The following is a 16,658-nucleotide window of genomic DNA, read 5'->3' as shown; positions in this document are numbered from 1 at the left end:
CGGTGGAAACGATCCAGTCCACGAACCCCGCCCGCAGGAGAGGGACGATGCACGACCGCCCGATCCCCGCCGGAGTGAGGGCGCCGGTGAGGCTCAGGCCCACCGTCACGTCGCGCTTCAGCATCTTCCGGCTGAACAGCTGGCAGGCGTCGTGGAGACGTCCGGCGTTGTAGGCCAGGAAGGCCCCGTCCACCAAACGGGCCACCTCCGTCTTCGGGGCGATGGGCTGGGGTTCGATGCGTGGTCCTTGGAGAAAGCGCGAGGTCTTGGCCATGATCGTCCTCCGGTCAAAGGGGGAGTATAGGACAAATCGGGGGGGGAGGCGCGGCGCCCGGTTTCGGTTTCGGCGCGGTCAACCCCCTCGCCCCCTCCCGAGTTCCTTCAAAGGACAAGGGGACTGGGGGACAAAGAGGGACGTCGCCCATCCTCCCCTACTCCCCTACTCACCTACTCACCTACTCCCCTACTAACCCAGTGTCCCCTCGGGCCTTTCCCCCGCCGCCGTTCCCCGCTATAATCGCCCGACAAGGAGGTGCCGATGGTCCTCACCCTCGCCGCCGCAACCCTGAGCGAGATGCTCGCCCACTCCGGATTCGTGGCCAAAAGCGTGCTCCTCATCCTTCTCGTCTTCTCCCTCATCTCCTGGACCATCATGATCGACCGCTTTTACAACTACCGAAAGCTCAAGAAGCGCTCCCAGGACTTCTACGAGGTCTTGCGCGCCTCCCAGAGGGTCACGGACATGCTCGTGGCGGCCAAGGCCTCGAAGGACTCGCCCCTCCGGGAGATGTTCATGGAGACCTACCGGGAGCTCCACGACCAGGTGAAGGACCAGATGGGGGCCGCAGGCGGCGCCTCCACGGGCGTATCCCCCGATTTGCGCCCCCAGATCCGCCACACGGAGAATCTCGAACGGACCCTCACACGCGTCATGCGGGACCAGACCATCCTCCTCGAATCCGGCCTGGCTTTCCTCGCCACCACGGCCACCGCCACGCCCTTCGTGGGCCTCTTCGGCACCGTCTGGGGCATCATGGAGGCCTTCCGCGCCATCGGGATCTCGGGCAGCGCCACCCTGGCCTCCGTGGCCCCCGGAATCTCCGAGGCCCTCATCACCACGGCCGCGGGCCTCTTCGCCGCCATCCCCGCCGTCATCGGATACAACCTTTTGGGCAGGAAGGTGAAGACCTTCCACGCCTACATGGAGCAGTACGGTCTCGACCTCATCAATTTCCTCACGAACCGTTTCGCCTGATCAGGCCCGTCTCCGGGACGGTCTGGAGGCCCTGGCGAAGGACCTTCGCGCCGGCGCGCTGAGGGCCGATCCTGTCCGCTTCCCGCGCCGGTACGTCGCACGGGAGGACCGCGAGGCGGCGGCCCTCGTGTCCTCCCTCTTCGCGTACGGGAACGTGAGGGCCATGGGCGCCTTCCTGGAGAGAGTGTTCTTTCGACTCGGTCCGGCGCCGGCGGCCGCCCTTCGCGCCGGAATCGGCGCCGAAGAGATTCCCCCCTATCGCTTCCAGACCTCCTCGGACGTGGCGGCCTTTCTCTCGTCGGCCGGCCGGGTGCTGGCCCGAACGGGCACCCTGGAAGGGTTCTTCCAGGAAGGCGCGGAGGAGGGGCTCGAAGCCCTGAGCCGGAGGCTCCGGCGGGAGTGCGGCCGTCTGACGCGCGGCCTGGCGCACCTTCTCCCTCTCCCCTCTTCGGGATCCGCCTGCAAACGCTGGTGGATGTTCCTGCGATGGATGGTCCGTCCCGACGACGGAGTGGACCTGGGGCTCTGGAGCGCCCTGCGACCGTCGGAACTCCGCATGCCCGTGGACACGCACGTGGCGCGGATCGCCTTGGCTCTCGGGCTCGCCCGCAGGCGCACCCCCGACCGGGCCTTCGCCTTGGAGCTCACGGACGCGCTCGCCCGGCTCCATCCGGAGGACCCGACCCGATACGACTTCGCCCTGGCCCATCTCGGCATTTCCCGCTCCTGCCGCGGGAGGACCGTGGAGTCCCTCTGCGCCGCCTGCTCCCTCAGGGGACGGTGCGTCCTGGGCGCGGGCGGCGCCGGCCCGCGGGCCGAATCCTTGCCCCCAAGGACCCGCGCGCGCTATGCTCGCACCACGGAGGAGAGGCATGGGGAGGTTCAGAAAGGACCAGGCGGCGGGATCCGGTGAGGAGGCCCCCGTCTCCCCGGTGGCCAAGCCCAAGCCCCTCGACCTGGGCCGGGAAGTCGCCGCCATCCTCCTCTTCGCCGCCACGCTCCTCACGCTCCTGTCGCTCCTCTCTTACAGCCCGTACGATCCGGGGGCCTTCTCCTTCGGGACGGTGACGCTCACGCCCCGGAATTGGGTGGGCATCCTGGGCGCCTATTGGGCTTCCCTGCTCATCCACATGGTCGGGCTCACGGCCGTCTACGTGCCGATCTTCACGGGGAGGCTGGGCCTGGCCGTCCTCCTCAAGGAGCCTCTCCTGCGGCCCGGCCGGTACCTCCTCTGGCTCTCCCTCATGCTCAGCCAGGCCGTCTTCCTCCAGCGGGCCCTGGGGACCGTGGAGGTCCCGTTCCTCACCCGGGGGGCGCCGATCGCGCCGGGGGGCGTCCTGTCCATCGTTCTGGGAGAGCTCATCGAGCGGGCTCTCGGGGGGCCGGGTGCGGTCCTCGTTCTCCTGCTCTGGGTCCTGGTGTCGCTCGCGATCTTCTTCCGCATCTCCCTCTTCGGGTGGGCGGTCCGGCTCGCCTCCCCGGTGGCGGGGCTCTGGCGCTCCTGGAACCTCCGGCGCGAGAGGGGCCGCCAGGAAAAGGACCGAGAGGCCATGCGGGACCAGATCCGGCAAAGGCAGCAGGAGCGCGTCCAGCGCGAGGACGAGCGGAAAACAGAGCGCCCCGTCCGCATCGCCCAGCGGGCGCCCACGGCCCCTTCTCTCCCCCTGGAACCCGGACCCGATTCGGGGTTTCGCATTCCGCCGTCGGACCTCCTGGATCCGCCCAAGCCGCGGGCCTCGGTGAACGAGCAGGACCTGCGCGAAAAGGCCGCCCGCATCGAGGAGCGCCTGGGCGAATTCGACATCGCGGGAGAGGTCCTCGAAATCCACCCAGGCCCCGTGGTCACGATCTTCGAATTCAAGCCGGCCCCGGGGGTCAAATACGCCCGCATCACGAGCCTTGAGGAGGACCTGGCCCTCGCCCTCAAGGCCGACCACATTCGCGTGGACCGGGTGAGCGGGAAGTCCCACGTGGGCATCGAAGTGCCCAACGAGAACCGCGAGATCATCGCCTTCCGGGAGCTCATCGAGTCCAAGGCCTATTCCGAGACGCCGGGGCGCCTCCCTCTGGCCCTGGGCAAGACCGTGGAGGGCGTCCCCTACGTGACGACCCTCGACCGGATGCCCCACCTCCTGGTGGCCGGAACCACGGGCTCGGGCAAGAGCGTGGGCATCAACGCCCTCATCCACAGCATCCTCTTCCGGGCATCGCCGGACGAGGTCAAGTTCATCCTGGTGGACCCGAAGCAGGTGGAACTCAAGGTGTACGAAGGGTTGCCCCACCTCATGACGCCCGTGGTCACGGACGTCAAGAAGGCTGCCAACGCCCTCAACTGGGCCGTGCGGGAGATGACCGAGCGGTACAAGCTCCTGGCTGGGGCGCGCGTCCGGAGCATCGACCAGTACAACGCCTGGGTCCGCAGCCTGACGCCCCAGTCGGCCCTGGAGGCGGCCACCTCACTCAACCGCCCCCTGCCCTACATCGTGATCATCATCGACGAGCTCTACGACCTCATGGCCTCCGTCGCCAAGGAGGTGGAGACGGCCATCGCCCGCCTCTCGGCCATGGCCCGCGCCGTGGGGATCCACCTCATCCTGGCCACCCAGCGCCCCAGCCGGGACGTCATCACAGGCGTCATCAAGAGCAACCTGTCCGCCCGCCTGGCCTTCCAGGTCCGAGAGAAGCTGGAGAGCCGGCTCATCCTCGACCAGAACGGCGCGGAGACCCTGGAGGGCCGGGGCGACATGCTCTTCCTTCCCCCGGGGTCGGGCCGGCTCGTGAGGGTCCACGGCGGGTTCCTTTCCACCGCCGAGACACAGAGGGTCATCCAGTACCTCTCCCGCCAGGGGGCGCCCGCCTTCGATCCGGAGGTGCTCCGGGACGCGCCTCCCTTGAACGGCCAGGGGGGCGAGGGCGGCGGCGAGGGCGGCGAGGAGGACCCCCTCTACCGGGACGCTCTGAAACTCGTCGTCCAGACGGGGGTGGCCTCGGCCAGCAACCTCCAGCGCCGCATGCGCATCGGGTACGCCCGGGCGGCCCGCCTTCTGGACGTCATGGAGCAGCGCGGGATCGTCGGACCCGCGGACGGCGCCAAGCCGCGGGAGATTCTGATCTCCCCGGAAGAAGTCGAGTAGAATCCGAGCATGGAGGTCCCCATGGACGCCTACCGGGTACCCAAGGGCCGGGCCACGGTCCTGATCCTCGTGCCTCCGTTTCCCATCTCGATGCGCACGGTCTTCCTTTCCGAAGTCGCCGAGAACCACCACGGGCCGGAGACCGTCTCGGACCTCCTGGACAAGCCCCAGGCCTTCTTGCCCGTCCAGGAGGAGGACGGTGAGCCGGTCCTGTTGAGGAAGGACTCGGTGCGCTGGCTCAAGGTGGAAAACCCACGAGTGGCGGAATGGAGCTTCTACGAGGATTCCGCCGGCACGCCGACGAGGAAGATCCGCTGTGTCTTCCAGGACGGGGAACCTCTGGACGGGACGATCTACTCGGTGGCCCCCGAGGGGGAACGGCGCGTTTCGGACCTGGTGAACCGCCGCTCGGGGTTCCTCCACGTGGAGTCCGAGGGCGACCTCTACCTCGTCAACCTCCGCCACGTGATCACGGTGCGGATCCTGGAGGAGTCGAATGGCCACGCTGGATAAGATCCTGTCCGCCATGGAGCAGGTGGGAGCGGAAGCCCTTGAAATGCCGGCGGGCGAGATCCCGTTTTTCCGGACGCGAGAGGGAAACCGCCCCGTCACAAAGGCCCCGATCCCCCAGGCGAACCTCCTGGCCTACCTGAGGGAGGTGGCCCCCCCGGACACCGGCCCCCTCCTCGACGAACTCCGTCCCTGCCGCTTCCTGTACGGCGCCCACACCGTGGCGGTGGATTTCACCGCCTCCGGGCTCCTGGTCCGGATCACCAAGGCCCCGGACCCCGGACCCTCCGAGGCGGCCCCTCCGGCGGCCGCTTCGACGGATGCCGTTTCGGCCCCGGAGGGCGCGGCCCCCCTCGATCGTCTCCTTTACGAAATGGTCTCTTCGGGAGCCTCCGACCTCCACATCAGTTCCGGCGAGCCCCCCTTCTTGCGCGTGGACGGCCAGATGCGCCGGCTCGGGGATCGCCCCATCCTGGCCGCGGAAGAGGTCCGGGCCCTCCTCCTCCCCATCTGCCCGGGACGCAACCGGGAGGAATTCGAAGCGTCCAACGACACGGACTTCGCTTACGAAATCTCCGGACTCGCCCGGTTCAGGGTGAATTACTTCATGGACCGCCTCGGCATGGGAGCGGTCTTTCGCCAGATCCCCTCCAAGGTCCCCACGGTGGAGGAACTCGGCCTGCCCAAGGCCGTGGTGGACCTTTGCTGGCTCTCCAAGGGCCTGGTCCTCGTGACGGGCCCGACGGGCTCGGGCAAGTCCACGACCTTGGCGGCTCTGGTGGACTTCATCAACCGGAACCGGACGGACCACCTGATCACCATTGAAGACCCCGTGGAGTTCGTCCACGGCAACCGCAAGTGCCTGATCAACCAGCGGCAGGTGGGCGTTCACACACAGAGCTTCAAGAGAGCGCTGAGGGCCGCCCTGCGGGAAGACCCGGACATCGTGCTCGTGGGGGAGTTGAGGGACCTGGAGACCATCGCCATCGCCCTCGAGACGGCGGAAACGGGGCACCTCGTTTTCGGCACCCTTCACACGACGACGGCGCCCTCCACCATCGACCGGATCATCGACCAGTTTCCCGCAGACCGCCAGGCCCAGGTGCGGGTCATGCTGTCCGAGAGCCTCAAGGGCGTCATCGCCCAGACCCTGTGCCGCCGAACCGGAGGGGGAAGGGTGGCGGCCCTGGAGGTGCTCCTGATCAACGCCTCCATGGCCAACCTCATCCGGGAGGGAAAGACTTTCCAGATCCCCTCCATCATGCAGACCCAGAAGTCCCTCGGAAACGTCACCCTCAACGACGCCCTCCTGGATCTGGTGAAAGCGGGGACCGTGGAGCCCCGCGAGGCCTACCTCAAGAGCGTGGACAAGCCCGGGCTCCGGGCCCTGTTCGAGCGCCACAAGATCCCCCTGGCGGAGGAGGCCTGAGGCGGACCCGAGGACCGGGAAAAGCCGCCTCAACCGGGGGGGCCGCGGGGAAGAACGGCGCCCCGGGCGGAAGGTCCGTTCCCCGGCGCCCTTTCTGGGCCTCTTTCGGGTAGACTGTGCGGGATTTCTCGGAGCCGGCGGAATGGAACCCGTAACTCTCCCTCTGTGGGCGGCACTCCTCATGGCGGTCCTTTCCGCCTGGGCCGTGTCCGACCGAATTGTCCTCCCGGCCATCCGCGGATTCGTGCGGCGCCGGGCGGAGCGGGTGGTGGAGGAGCTGAACCCGCGCCTGCAGATCGAGATCCAGCCCTTCCAGCGCACGCGTCGGAGCGTTTTGGTGGACCGCCTCCTTTTCGACCCAAAGGTCATGGAGGCGGTTCAGGCCCACGCCCAGGCGAAAGGACAGCCGAGGGAGGAGGTGGAGAAGCTGGCGGCGCGGTACGCCCGCGAGATCGTCCCCGCCTTCAACGCCTATTTCTATTTCCGGCTCGGATACGCCCTGGCCCGCAGGCTCGCCCGACTGTTGTACCGCGTGCGCCTCGGTTTCGCCGACGACGAGGCCCTTCAGGCGGTGCCGAAGAACGCGGCCGTCGTCTTCGTGATGAACCACAGAAGCAACATGGACTACATCCTGGTGGGATACCTGGCCGCAGGGAGGGCGGCCCTCTCCTACGCCGTCGGAGAATGGGCCCGGGTCTGGCCCTTGCGGGCCATGGTGCGCTCCCTCGGCGGGTACTTCGTCCGGCGGGACTCGCGCGACGACCTGTACCGCCGCGTTCTGGAGCGATACGTGGCCATGGCCACGGCCGCCGGCGTTCCCCAGGCCCTCTACCCCGAGGGCGGCCTCACCCGGGATGGCCGCTTGCGGACCCCCAAGCTGGGGCTCCTGGATTACATGCTCCGAAGCTTCGACCCTTACGGCGAGCGGGATCTCGTCTTCATCCCTGTAGGGATCAACTACGACCGCACGCTGGAGGACCGTACCCTTCTTCGCGACCTGGAGCCCGGAACCCCGCGGCGGTCCGCCTGGGCCGCCCTCGCCACGACGGCCCGATTCGGGGCCAAGAACCTCCTCCTCATGGCAAGGAGCCGATGGCACCGCTTCGGCTACGCTTGCGTGAATTTCGGCCCTCCCCTCTCCATGCGCCGGTACCTCCTGGAACGCCGACTGGACCTGAGGTCCCTGCCTCGGGAGGAGCGGTGCGCCCGGGTGGCCGAATTGGGAGCCCGCCTCATGGAGGAGGTGGGCGCGGTGATACCCGTACTGCCCGTGTCCCTGGTGGCGGCGGTCTTCATCCGGGAGGCCGGCCGGCCCATGGCGCTCCTGGGAATCAAGGCCCGCGTCCACGCCCTTCTTGGGGAGCTGGAGGGACGCGGGGCCCGGGTCTACGTCCCCCGGAAGGACCGCGACTACGCCGTGGAAGTGGGCCTGCGGATGCTCGTCCTTCGCCGCTTGGTGCTCGAGGAGGAGGGGCTTTACCGCGCTCACCCCGACGAGGGACCTCTCCTCGCCTATTACGCAAACGCCCTGGCCCACTTTTTCTCCGCTGGATATACCGAACCTGCTGCCGGCTCCGCCGCCTCCGGAGACTGACGTGGCCCCGGTCGCCTTTTCGCCGGCGGACCCCCCATCGAGGGCCAGGACCTGGGCGGCCGTTCTCCCCGCCGCCGTCCTCCCGCTCCTCTTGGCCTGGATGTACTTCGTGGTCTTCGCGGGCCGTCCCGCCGCGCCGGTCCTGTATGGGACGGCCAAGGCCTTCCTCCTCCTCTGGCCTCTTCTTGCGTGCCGGCTTCTGCTCGGGGAGCGGGCGCTCCCCTCGCCGCGCGGGGGCAAAACGCCCCGGGGGCCCTACCCGCGGGCCCTTGCGGAGGGGCTCGCCTCGGGTCTCGCGGCGGGCCTGCTCCTTTGGGCGCTGTCGGAGACGGCGCTCTCAGACGCCCTGGTCCGGGCCGCGCCCGCCGTGCGGGCCAAGGCGGAGGAGTTCGGAGCCGCGGGCCGCTACGGGCTCTTCGCGGCCTGCGCCTCGCTCTACCACGCCACGGCCGAGGAATACTACTGGAGGTGGTTCGTGTTCGGCCGGCTGCGCCGCCTTCTTCCGGCACCGGGCGCCCACGCGGCCGCGGCGGCGGCCTTCGCCGCGCACCACGTCCTGGTGGGGGCCGTCTTCCTGCCGGGCTGGGGCGGTGCCCTCCTGGGCGCCCTCACGGGCCTCGGGGGCCTGCTGTGGAGCCTTCAGTACGCACGCCACAAGAACCTGGCCGGAGCCTGGATCAGCCATTTCTCCGTGGATCTGGTCCTCTTCGCCATCGGCTGGAAAATTCTGGCGGCTTGAGGTCGGCACGGGTCGCGGCGCACCCACGAGAAGGGGGAAGGGCGGAGAGAGGCGTCTCCTCCGCCGCGCCTCGTGCGGTTCATGCGGGACCAACTGCCGCGGCCGGAAGCCCTCCCCGCCGGCCCCTTACCGCGCGTAGGAGACCGTCGTCTCGCCTCCATCCGGATTCACGACTCGGATGGGGACGGGTACCCCGGCGGGGAACAGAGCCTTGAGGGGCGCTCCCTTCTTGAGCAGGATCTGGGTCGAGTTCTTCCACTTCACGAGGGTGGGCGTCCCGGTGGTCCCCCACAGGGAACCGTTGATGTACACGGAGAGCCCGTTCTGGAGGTTGGACCCCGTGAGCCTCAGTCGGAAGGGCGCAGGCACCTTGGTCACGGCGGTCACCGAAGGAGGCTGGACCGTCGTCGCAAAAGACCAGACTGGGCAGCCGGAGGCGCTGCCGCATGCGTTCTTGGGCACCACTTGCCAGAAGTAGGTCGTTGCGTAGGATAGGCTCCCTGGTGAAAAGGCGGTCCCCGCCACGTTCGCGGCGAAGGGGGGCGGAGAGGACGCTCCGAAATAGACGTCGTAGGAGGCCGCGTCGGCCACGGCCGCCCAGGACAGCGCCGGGGTGATGGACACGCCGGAGGCCCCTTCCGCCGGGCTCGGGGAAGCGGAGCAGGCGGGGCTCAGACACGCCGTCGTGAAGGACCAGGCGGCGCAGGCCGCTGCCTCGCCGCACGCGTTCCGGGGCACGACCTTCCAATGGTAGGTCGTGGACTGGGAGAGGGCGCCGGGCGCGTAGGAGGCGGAGGCCACGTTGGCGGCGAAGGGAGGAGGGGAAGCCGTGCCGAAGTAGACGTCGTACGAGACGGCCCCGGACACGGGCCCCCAGGAGAGGACCGGCGACAGAGCGACGCCCGACGCGGCGTCGGCCGGGGACGGGGCGCCGGCGCAGGCCGGGAGGGGGCAAGCCGTGGTGAAGGACCAGACGGCGCATCCCGAGGCGTCCCCGCAGGTGTTCTTCGGAACGACCTTCCAGTAATGGACGGTCCCGGCCGGCAGCGTTCCTGGGGCGTACGACGTGGTGCCTACGTTGGCGGCGAAGGCCGGCGGCGAGGAGGTCCCGAAATACACGTCGTAGGAGGTGGCCCCGGACGCGGAGGCCCAGGACAGAGTGGGAGCGTCCGAGACGCCGGTGGCGGCGTCGGCGGGGCTCGGGGAGGACGAGCACGGCGGGAGGGCGCACCCGGTGGTGAAGGACCAGACGGAGCAACCGGAAGCGCTTCCGCAGGCGTTCTTCGGAACGACCTTCCAGTAGTACAGGGTTCCCTCGGCCAGGGCGCCCGGCGCGTACGAGGCCCCCGTCACGGTGCCCGCCAGCGGCGGGGAGGACGAGGTTCCGAAATAGACGTCGTAGGAGGCCGCGTCGGCCACCGCGCCCCAGGTGAGCGTGGGCGCCGTGGACACGCCCGTGGAGGAGTCGGCGGGGCTGGGAGACGAGGCGCACGTGGGAACGTTGCAGACCGTCGTGAAGGACCACGTAGCGCACCCCGTGGCCGGCCCGCAAGCGTTCTTGGGAACGACCTTCCAGTAATACTGGGTGCCCTGGGCCAGGCTCCCCGGCACGTAGACGGGAGTCGCCGCGCTGGCCGCATAGGGCGGCGGGGAGGTCGTTCCGAAATAGACCTCGTAAGTGGAGGCGCCCGCGACGGCTCCCCAGGTCAGCGTGGGCGCGAGGGCGACGCCCGTGCTGGCGTCGGGTGGAGACGGGGCCGAGGCGCAACTCGGGACCGGGCATACGGTCGTGAAGGACCAGACGGCGCATCCGGCGGCCGTTCCGCACGCGTTTTTCGGAAGGACTTGCCAGTAGTAGGTCGTCCCCTGGGCGAGAACGGGAGGGATGTAGGTGTTGGCGACGACGTTGGTCACGTAGGGCGGCGGGTTCACGGTTCCGAAGTAGACGTCGTAGGAGGTGGCCCCCGCCACGACGGACCACGCGAGGGGCGTGGTGGTGGGGACGCCCGCGGCCCCGTTGGCGGGGACGGGGCCCACGGCACAGGAGGGGGTGGTGCACCCCGTGACCGTGACCTGGTCGGAGGCCGGGCTGGCGTCGGTCTGCCCGATGGCGTCCACGGCCCTGGCCTCGAAGGTGTGCGTTCCCGCGGCCACCGTGGCCGTGAAGGTGTAGGCCTCGGAGCCGCTGTCGAAGGCGCCGTCCTGGGCCGTGGCCGATTGCCACGTCCCCCCGTTCACGCGCCACTGCACGTTGGCGAGCGGGACGACGTTGATGTCGCACTGGTAGTTGTAAACGTTCTGGTTGGTGATCTTCTGGACGGTGGCCGTGCCCGTGTAGGTGAGGGTGGTGTTGGTGGTGGGATCCGGCGTGTAGGGGGTCAGGGCCGTGTCCGGCGCGACGTCCACGGGATCGGGGTAGGTGTCCCCGTCTCCGTCTCCCCATCCGATCTGGCCCCGGGTGTAGAGGCAGACGCCGGTCTGCTTGTTGGCCTCGTTCATGATGCAGTTCACGTTGATGAGGCAGGCGGCGTTGCAGTTCTGGTTCTGCGTGCTCACGTACCCGCTGGTCTGGGAGCACGTGCACCCGGAGCTGGCGTACTCGTCGAGGGCGTAGAAGATATGGCTGGACTCGTGGCGGGTGACCATGTTCATGCTCCCGATGCCCCACCCGTCGTTGTCGTAGGTCTGGATTTGGACGGGCCCGCCCAGGTAGGCGTAGGCGAAATATCCGTCGGGAAACATGCCGTCCGCGTCGTTCACGCTGTTGCACACGAAGATCGTGAAGGCCCAGTCGGTGCCGTCGGCGGCCTTCTGGTCGCCGTTGAAATGCTCGCCCTTGGCGAAGAGGCCCGAATCCGCCGAGTACCCCAACTTGTCGAAGATTTCGTTGATGTAGATGGGATTGCCGGAAGTGGCGTGGTTGCGGTTGATGGGCTCGTACTGGGTCTGGGCCCGGCTGTCCGTCCGGCCGTAGTAGTAGTGGTACGTCCAGGAGGGCTGGAGGCCGGAGGGAAGCGTGAAGCCCGAATAGTAGGTCGAGAGGTCGTTGAGACCCTGGACGATCTCCGCCGCCACGTTGGACTCCAGGGTGGAATTCCAGTCCTCTGTGCTCGGGTCGGTCACGCCGTTGCTCTCGGGGAGGATCACGCTTACGCTCGCGGATCCAAGCATGTACTCCGAGTTCGAGAGGTACAGGTCGCCCGCCGAGCACGTCCTTTCGGGCTCGAGCGGCTCGTCCCGCTCCAGGGCGTCTCCGTAAAGGGGCATCTCGGGGACGGGCCCCGGCGGGACCGAGGCCGGATCGATTCCGAGCAGGACGCGCTGAGCCTTCCACAGGATTTGCCCCTCGGCCGAGGCAAGCAGGTCCTTCGCCTCATCGGGCGACGGGCTCCCCGCGTAGACCCGGGAACCCGGGGGCAGCCGGAGATCGAGGGTGTCCAGGTCGGGGGGCGCCTCGGGCATCCAGAGACCGCCCGCGGGGGGAAAGGCGTGGCGAAGCAGGATGCCGGAGCCGGCCAGTTCCATCCTCCAAGAGACGAAGTCCGCCCCTGGGGGAGGCTGGAGGAGCAGGACGTCCGGCTCGAACCCGTAGGCGGCGGAGGGGAGGGCCAGGCAGAAGATCAGCGCGTACCTGAGGCACCACAATCGGCGTGTCATGGGATGTCCCTCCCTGGGATCGCGGGGACCCTTCATCCCTACTGTATGGCCCGGGCCACGTGATTTCAAGAAGGTCGGCCCTCCGGTTGCGCGGGGAGTGCGGCCGCCCTACCTTGCAGACAAGGAGTTCGCCCGATGCCGACCGCCACGGACCGCTTGCCCGACCCGGGCACTATCCGGAGCAAGGGATTCACCCTAAAAGGCGCCCTCGCCTTCGCCGAGACGCGTTTCGGGCCCGGCGCCCGGGAGCGCCTCCTGGATGCGGCGCCGGAGGAACTTGCCCAAATCCTGCGAGGGACCCTTCTCGCATCGGCCTGGTACCCCTTCACCGCCCAGGTGGCCCTCTACGAGGCCATCGACCGGACCTTCGGCCAGGGCGACCTGGCCCTCTGCCGCGAGATCGGCCGCTACACGGCCGAGTCCGAGGCCTCGGCCCTCCACAAGCTGATCCTCAAGTTCGCGAGCCTGGAGGCGTGGCTGAGGGCCGCCGGAGGCATGTGGGGCCAGTACTACAGCACTGGGAAGCTCTCCACCGAGTCCTTCGAGTCCGACGGCGGAGTCGTGCGGATCACCGCATTTCACCCCGTCTCCAAGGCCTTTTGCAGAGATTTCGGCGGCTGGCTCGAGAAGACCGCCGAAATCTCGGGCAAGCGGGGCGTGGCGGTGGTCCACGACGAGTGCCTTCTGGACGGGCGGGAAGCCTGCGTCTACCGGGCCCGCTGGCGAAGCTGAAAGCGTCTCTTCTCTTTTGATTTCAAGCGGTTTCGTGGTACCTTCTGTTCCTCGGGAGGGCGCATGCGCGTTTGCATGGTTCAGCTCGGCTGCCCCAAGAACTGGGTGGACGGGGAGTGGATGCTTGGGCAGATCCGCCAGGCCGGCCTCGAGATCTCCGCGGACCCGGACGCGGAGACGGTCATCGTGAACACCTGCGGCTTCATCGACGCGGCCAAGGAGGAGTCCATCCGCGCCATTCTCGAGGTGGCCGAGCGCAAGCGCCAGGGGCGCGTGAAACGCCTCATCGTGGCCGGGTGTCTGGTCCAGCGGTACAAGGAGGAACTCCGCGCCGCCATCCCCGAGATCGACGGCTTCATTCCCCTCAGCGCCGCCGCCCAGGCCGCCCGACTGCTCTCCCAGGAGCGTCCCGACGCCGCCGTGCGACAGGAGATCCCCCTTTACGACGGCCTCTCCCCTCGCGTCCTCGCCACCGCTCCCCACCTGGCTTACGTGAAGATCGCCGAGGGCTGTGACAACCCCTGCTCTTTCTGTCCCATCCCCTCCTTCCGGGGCCGCCTCCACTCCCGGCCCGTGGAAGACGTGGTGGCGGAGGTGGCCGACCTCGCCTCCCGCGGCGTGCGCGAGGTGATCCTGGTGGCCCAGGACACGACGGACTACGGCCGGGACCTGGGCCTCAAGGATGGGCTTGCGGCCCTCCTGCGGGCCCTGAACGACCGAACCGAAGCGCCCTGGATCCGTTTTCTCTACGCCTACCCGAACCACTTCGGGCGCGGGCTCCTGGAGGCCATGGCCGCATCCCCACGGGTCGTGCCCTACCTGGATCTCCCCCTCCAGCACGCCCACCCCGACGTGCTCAAGGCCATGAAGCGCGGAGGAGGCGGGGAGTCCTTCCTCCGGACCATCGAGCGCGCCCGCCGCACGGTCCCGGGCCTCGCCATCCGCTCCACCTTCATCGTGGGGTTCCCGGGCGAGAGGCGGGAGCACTTTCGTGCCCTCGCCGACTTCGTGGCCGAAGCCCGCCTGGACCACGTCGGCGTGTTCACCTACTCGCGGGAGGACGGGACCCCCGCCTTCCGCCTGGGGGACCCGGTGGACCAGCGGACCAAGGTCCGCCGCCAGGAGCGGCTTCTGGAAATCCAGCAGGCCGTCTCCTGGGAGAAGAACCGCGCCCGGGTGGGCCGCGTGGAGACGGTCCTCGTGGAAGGCGTCTCGGAAGAATCGGAGCACCTCCTCGAAGGGCGCCTCGCCACGCAGGCGCCCGACATCGACGGCCGGGTCCTCCTCAACGACGGGTTCGCTTCTCCGGGATCCTTCGCCCGGGTGAAGATCACCGAAGCCCACCCCTACGACCTCGTGGGAGAGATCCTTGGCCCCGCCTGATCGCCCGCGCCTCAAGAACGGTCCCTTGTGGGCCCAGGCCATCGCCACCTTCATGGGCCTCGGATACTCGCCCCGCATGCCGGGGACCCTGGGCTCGGCGGCGGGCCTCTTTCTGTACCTGCCCGCCTTCCTGATGCCGGCCGAATGGAGCTGGTCGCTCGCCCTGGGGGAGACGATCCTCTTCTGCGCCCTCTCCCTCCTCGCCATCCCTCCGGTCCTGAAGGCTTCGGGCAAGGCGGACCCCGGGTTCGTCATCGTGGACGAGGTGGCCGGGATGCTGACCGCGCTCTGCTTCCTCGAACCCGATTTCACCTGCCTCTTGGTGGCCTTTGCCCTCTTCCGCCTCCTGGACATTCTCAAGCCCTACCCCGTGAACCGGCTGGAGCGCCTCCCCGGAGCCCTGGGCGTCCTCGCGGACGACCTGGCGGCGGGCGCTCTCGCGGGTGTACTCTCCATTCTCGTCATGAGGCTCGCATGATTCTGCTCACCGACCTCGACCGAATCCCGCCGCTCACCGATCCGGTGATCCTCACCATCGGGAACTTCGACGGCCTGCACAGGGGCCACAAGCGCATTCTCAGAAAGGTCATCTCCCGCGCGAGGGAGGAGGGCGGAACCAGCGTGGTCGTCACTTTCGAGCCCCACCCCCTCAAGGTTCTCTATCCCGAGCGGGCGCCCCAGCTCATCCAGACCCTCTCCCAGAAGCGGGACATCGTGGCTCACCTGGGCGTTCAGGTCCTTCTGGAGATCCCCTTCACCAAGGAGTTCGGACAGGTCCTCGCGGAGGGATTCGTGCGCCTCCTCGCGGAGCGTCTGAGCCCCAGGGAAATCTACATCGGCGACGACTTCCGCTTCGGTTACCAGCGGGCGGGGGACATCACCTTCCTGCGGTCCCTGGGAGACGAGCTGGGGTATACGGCCGCCGCCTTCCCCAAGCTCAAGGTGGATGGGGTGGAGGTCTCCTCGAGCCAGATTCGGAGGTTCCTGCTGGCGGGCGAGATGGAGAAGGCCGTGCGCCTGCTGGGCCGCCCTTACATCATCGAGGGGATCGTGGAGCACGGAGACGGGCGGGGCCGGACCCTCGGATTCCCCACCGCCAACCTCTCCATCGAAAACGAACTCATCCCCGCCCACGGCGTCTACGTGGTGGCCGTGGATGTGGGCGAACCCCGCCTTCTGCCCGCCGTGGCGAACCTCGGCGTTCGCCCCACTTTCGGAGAGGGCCAGGTCACGGTGGAGGTCCACCTGTTGGAGGGCGGCGGCGAACTCTACGGACGCCGCATCCGGTGCCTCTTCTTCCGGTTCCTGAGGCCGGAGCAGAAGTTCCCCTCCCCCGAGGCGCTTCGCGATGCCATCGCCCGGGACGTCCAGACGGCCCGCGACTTCTTCCGCGACACCCCCCTCCAGCGGAGGATGTTCTACTAAGGTTCCCTCTGGAACAGGTCCGGAGGCGTGCGAGCCGGGGCCCAGTCCTGCGGCCTGACTGTCGCCCTGCGCGTCCCTCCGGAGCGCTGTGCGACGAGAATCCTCTGGTCCAGAATCCTCTTGAGACAGTCGTTCCGTCTCCTTCGAGGAGAGCGGGACGGCCAAGCCGCGCAGGACGGAATCAAACCCATCCATCTCCTTGACCTGAGAGCGCCGATTGCGTACCCTTGCGCCGGAGGTGCTTCGGGGCTGGCGCCTCGCGCGGCCTTCAAAGCCGTTGCACCGGGGCTTACCCCCCGGCGGGTGGGTTCGATTCCCATGCACCTCCGCCACCTGTAGCCAAGACAGCGAGCCAGAGAGCCAGGGAGCCTCCGAGGCGAGCCTGGGGAATCGAAGCCCGGGAGGGAACCCATGCGGACGCGTGCGTGAGCGCGCCGAGGAGGCCAGCGCTCGCAGCCGCGTCCGTTGGGGAGAGGCCCGGGCCGGGAACGTTAGGGCGCGCGTGCCACGCAGCCCCGAGACCCGCGAGGGGCGAGGCGGCCGCGGCCCTTACGTTCGATTCCCATGCACCTCCGCCATTTCGTTCAAGAACTTCGAGCCAGAAAGCCAGGGAGCCACCGAGGCGGGCCTGGGGAATCGAAGCCCGGGAGGGAACCCATACGGACGCGTGCGAGAGCGCGCCGAGGAGGCCAGCGCTCGCAGCCGCGTCCGTTGGGGAGAGGCCCGGGCCGGGAACGTTAGGGCGCGCGTGCCACGCAGCCCCGAGACCCGCGAGGGGCGAGGCGGCCGCGGCCCTTACG

General features: G+C 68.6%; 13 protein-coding genes and 1 tRNA gene. 12 read left to right on the top strand and 2 right to left on the bottom strand.

Annotation, left to right across the window (positions count from 1 at the left end; genetic code table 11):
* The coding region (locus AB1824_04870; protein MEW5764289.1) for a deoxyhypusine synthase family protein at positions 1-274 on the bottom strand (274 nt) is incomplete at its 3' end.
* 264 nt (positions 275-538) lie between these two features.
* Here AB1824_04870 and AB1824_04865 point away from each other — a divergent pair.
* The 7 genes from AB1824_04865 to AB1824_04835 all read left to right on the top strand — a co-directional run bounded on the left by AB1824_04865 (position 539) and on the right by AB1824_04835 (position 8,661).
* Positions 539-1,255: a MotA/TolQ/ExbB proton channel family protein gene (locus AB1824_04865; protein ID MEW5764288.1), complete on the top strand. Its 717-nt coding sequence runs from the start codon at positions 539-541 to the stop codon at positions 1,253-1,255.
* Entirely contained in the window at positions 1,230-2,168 is a 939-nt protein-coding gene (locus AB1824_04860) for a TIGR02757 family protein (protein MEW5764287.1), read from the top strand. The genes AB1824_04865 and AB1824_04860 overlap by 26 nt, the downstream gene beginning before the upstream one ends.
* Positions 2,128-4,389 carry a DNA translocase FtsK 4TM domain-containing protein gene (locus AB1824_04855; protein MEW5764286.1) on the top strand — a complete coding sequence of 754 codons (2,262 nt, stop codon included), beginning with the start codon at positions 2,128-2,130 and terminating at the stop codon, positions 4,387-4,389. The genes AB1824_04860 and AB1824_04855 overlap by 41 nt, the downstream gene beginning before the upstream one ends.
* A gap of 21 nt (positions 4,390-4,410) precedes the next feature.
* Positions 4,411-4,902: a hypothetical protein gene (locus tag AB1824_04850; GenBank protein ID MEW5764285.1), complete on the top strand. Its 492-nt coding sequence runs from the start codon at positions 4,411-4,413 to the stop codon at positions 4,900-4,902.
* Entirely contained in the window at positions 4,886-6,328 is a 1,443-nt protein-coding gene (locus AB1824_04845; protein ID MEW5764284.1) for a type IV pilus twitching motility protein PilT, read from the top strand. The genes AB1824_04850 and AB1824_04845 overlap by 17 nt, the downstream gene beginning before the upstream one ends.
* Before the next feature lie 142 nt (positions 6,329-6,470).
* Positions 6,471-7,922, top strand: coding sequence for a 1-acyl-sn-glycerol-3-phosphate acyltransferase (locus AB1824_04840; protein MEW5764283.1), 1,452 nt, complete (start codon positions 6,471-6,473; stop codon positions 7,920-7,922).
* A 1-nt stretch (position 7,923) separates the two neighbouring features.
* Complete coding sequence (locus tag AB1824_04835) at positions 7,924-8,661, top strand: CPBP family glutamic-type intramembrane protease (protein ID MEW5764282.1); 738 nt, start codon at positions 7,924-7,926, stop codon at positions 8,659-8,661.
* A gap of 126 nt (positions 8,662-8,787) precedes the next feature.
* On the opposite strand, the gene AB1824_04830 is transcribed toward AB1824_04835, so the two are convergent.
* Positions 8,788-12,318, bottom strand: coding sequence for a hypothetical protein (locus AB1824_04830; protein MEW5764281.1), 3,531 nt, complete (start codon positions 12,316-12,318; stop codon positions 8,788-8,790).
* 135 nt (positions 12,319-12,453) lie between these two features.
* Here AB1824_04830 and AB1824_04825 point away from each other — a divergent pair, with 135 nt between their 5' ends.
* The 5 genes from AB1824_04825 to AB1824_04805 all read left to right on the top strand — a co-directional run bounded on the left by AB1824_04825 (position 12,454) and on the right by AB1824_04805 (position 16,190).
* Positions 12,454-13,050 (top strand): hypothetical protein, encoded by a 597-nt coding sequence (locus AB1824_04825; protein ID MEW5764280.1) that lies wholly within the window; start codon positions 12,454-12,456, stop codon positions 13,048-13,050.
* 63 nt (positions 13,051-13,113) lie between these two features.
* Positions 13,114-14,433 (top strand): 30S ribosomal protein S12 methylthiotransferase RimO, encoded by a 1,320-nt coding sequence (gene rimO / locus AB1824_04820; protein MEW5764279.1) that lies wholly within the window; start codon positions 13,114-13,116, stop codon positions 14,431-14,433.
* Positions 14,420-14,911, top strand: coding sequence for a phosphatidylglycerophosphatase A (locus AB1824_04815; GenBank protein ID MEW5764278.1), 492 nt, complete (start codon positions 14,420-14,422; stop codon positions 14,909-14,911). The genes rimO and AB1824_04815 overlap by 14 nt, the downstream gene beginning before the upstream one ends.
* Entirely contained in the window at positions 14,908-15,858 is a 951-nt protein-coding gene (locus AB1824_04810; protein MEW5764277.1) for a bifunctional riboflavin kinase/FAD synthetase, read from the top strand. Before AB1824_04815 ends, AB1824_04810 begins: the two co-directional genes overlap by 4 nt.
* A 234-nt stretch (positions 15,859-16,092) precedes the next feature.
* A tRNA-Sec gene (locus AB1824_04805) sits at positions 16,093-16,190 on the top strand.
* Positions 16,191-16,658: the final 468 nt, after the last annotated feature.

It is taken from the genome of Acidobacteriota bacterium (assembly GCA_040752915.1).
Lineage (GTDB): Bacteria > Acidobacteriota > UBA4820 > UBA4820 > DSQY01 > JBFLVU01.
The sequence above is the reverse complement of the archived record's forward strand: the minus strand, read 5'-3'. Positions and strand labels throughout refer to the sequence as shown.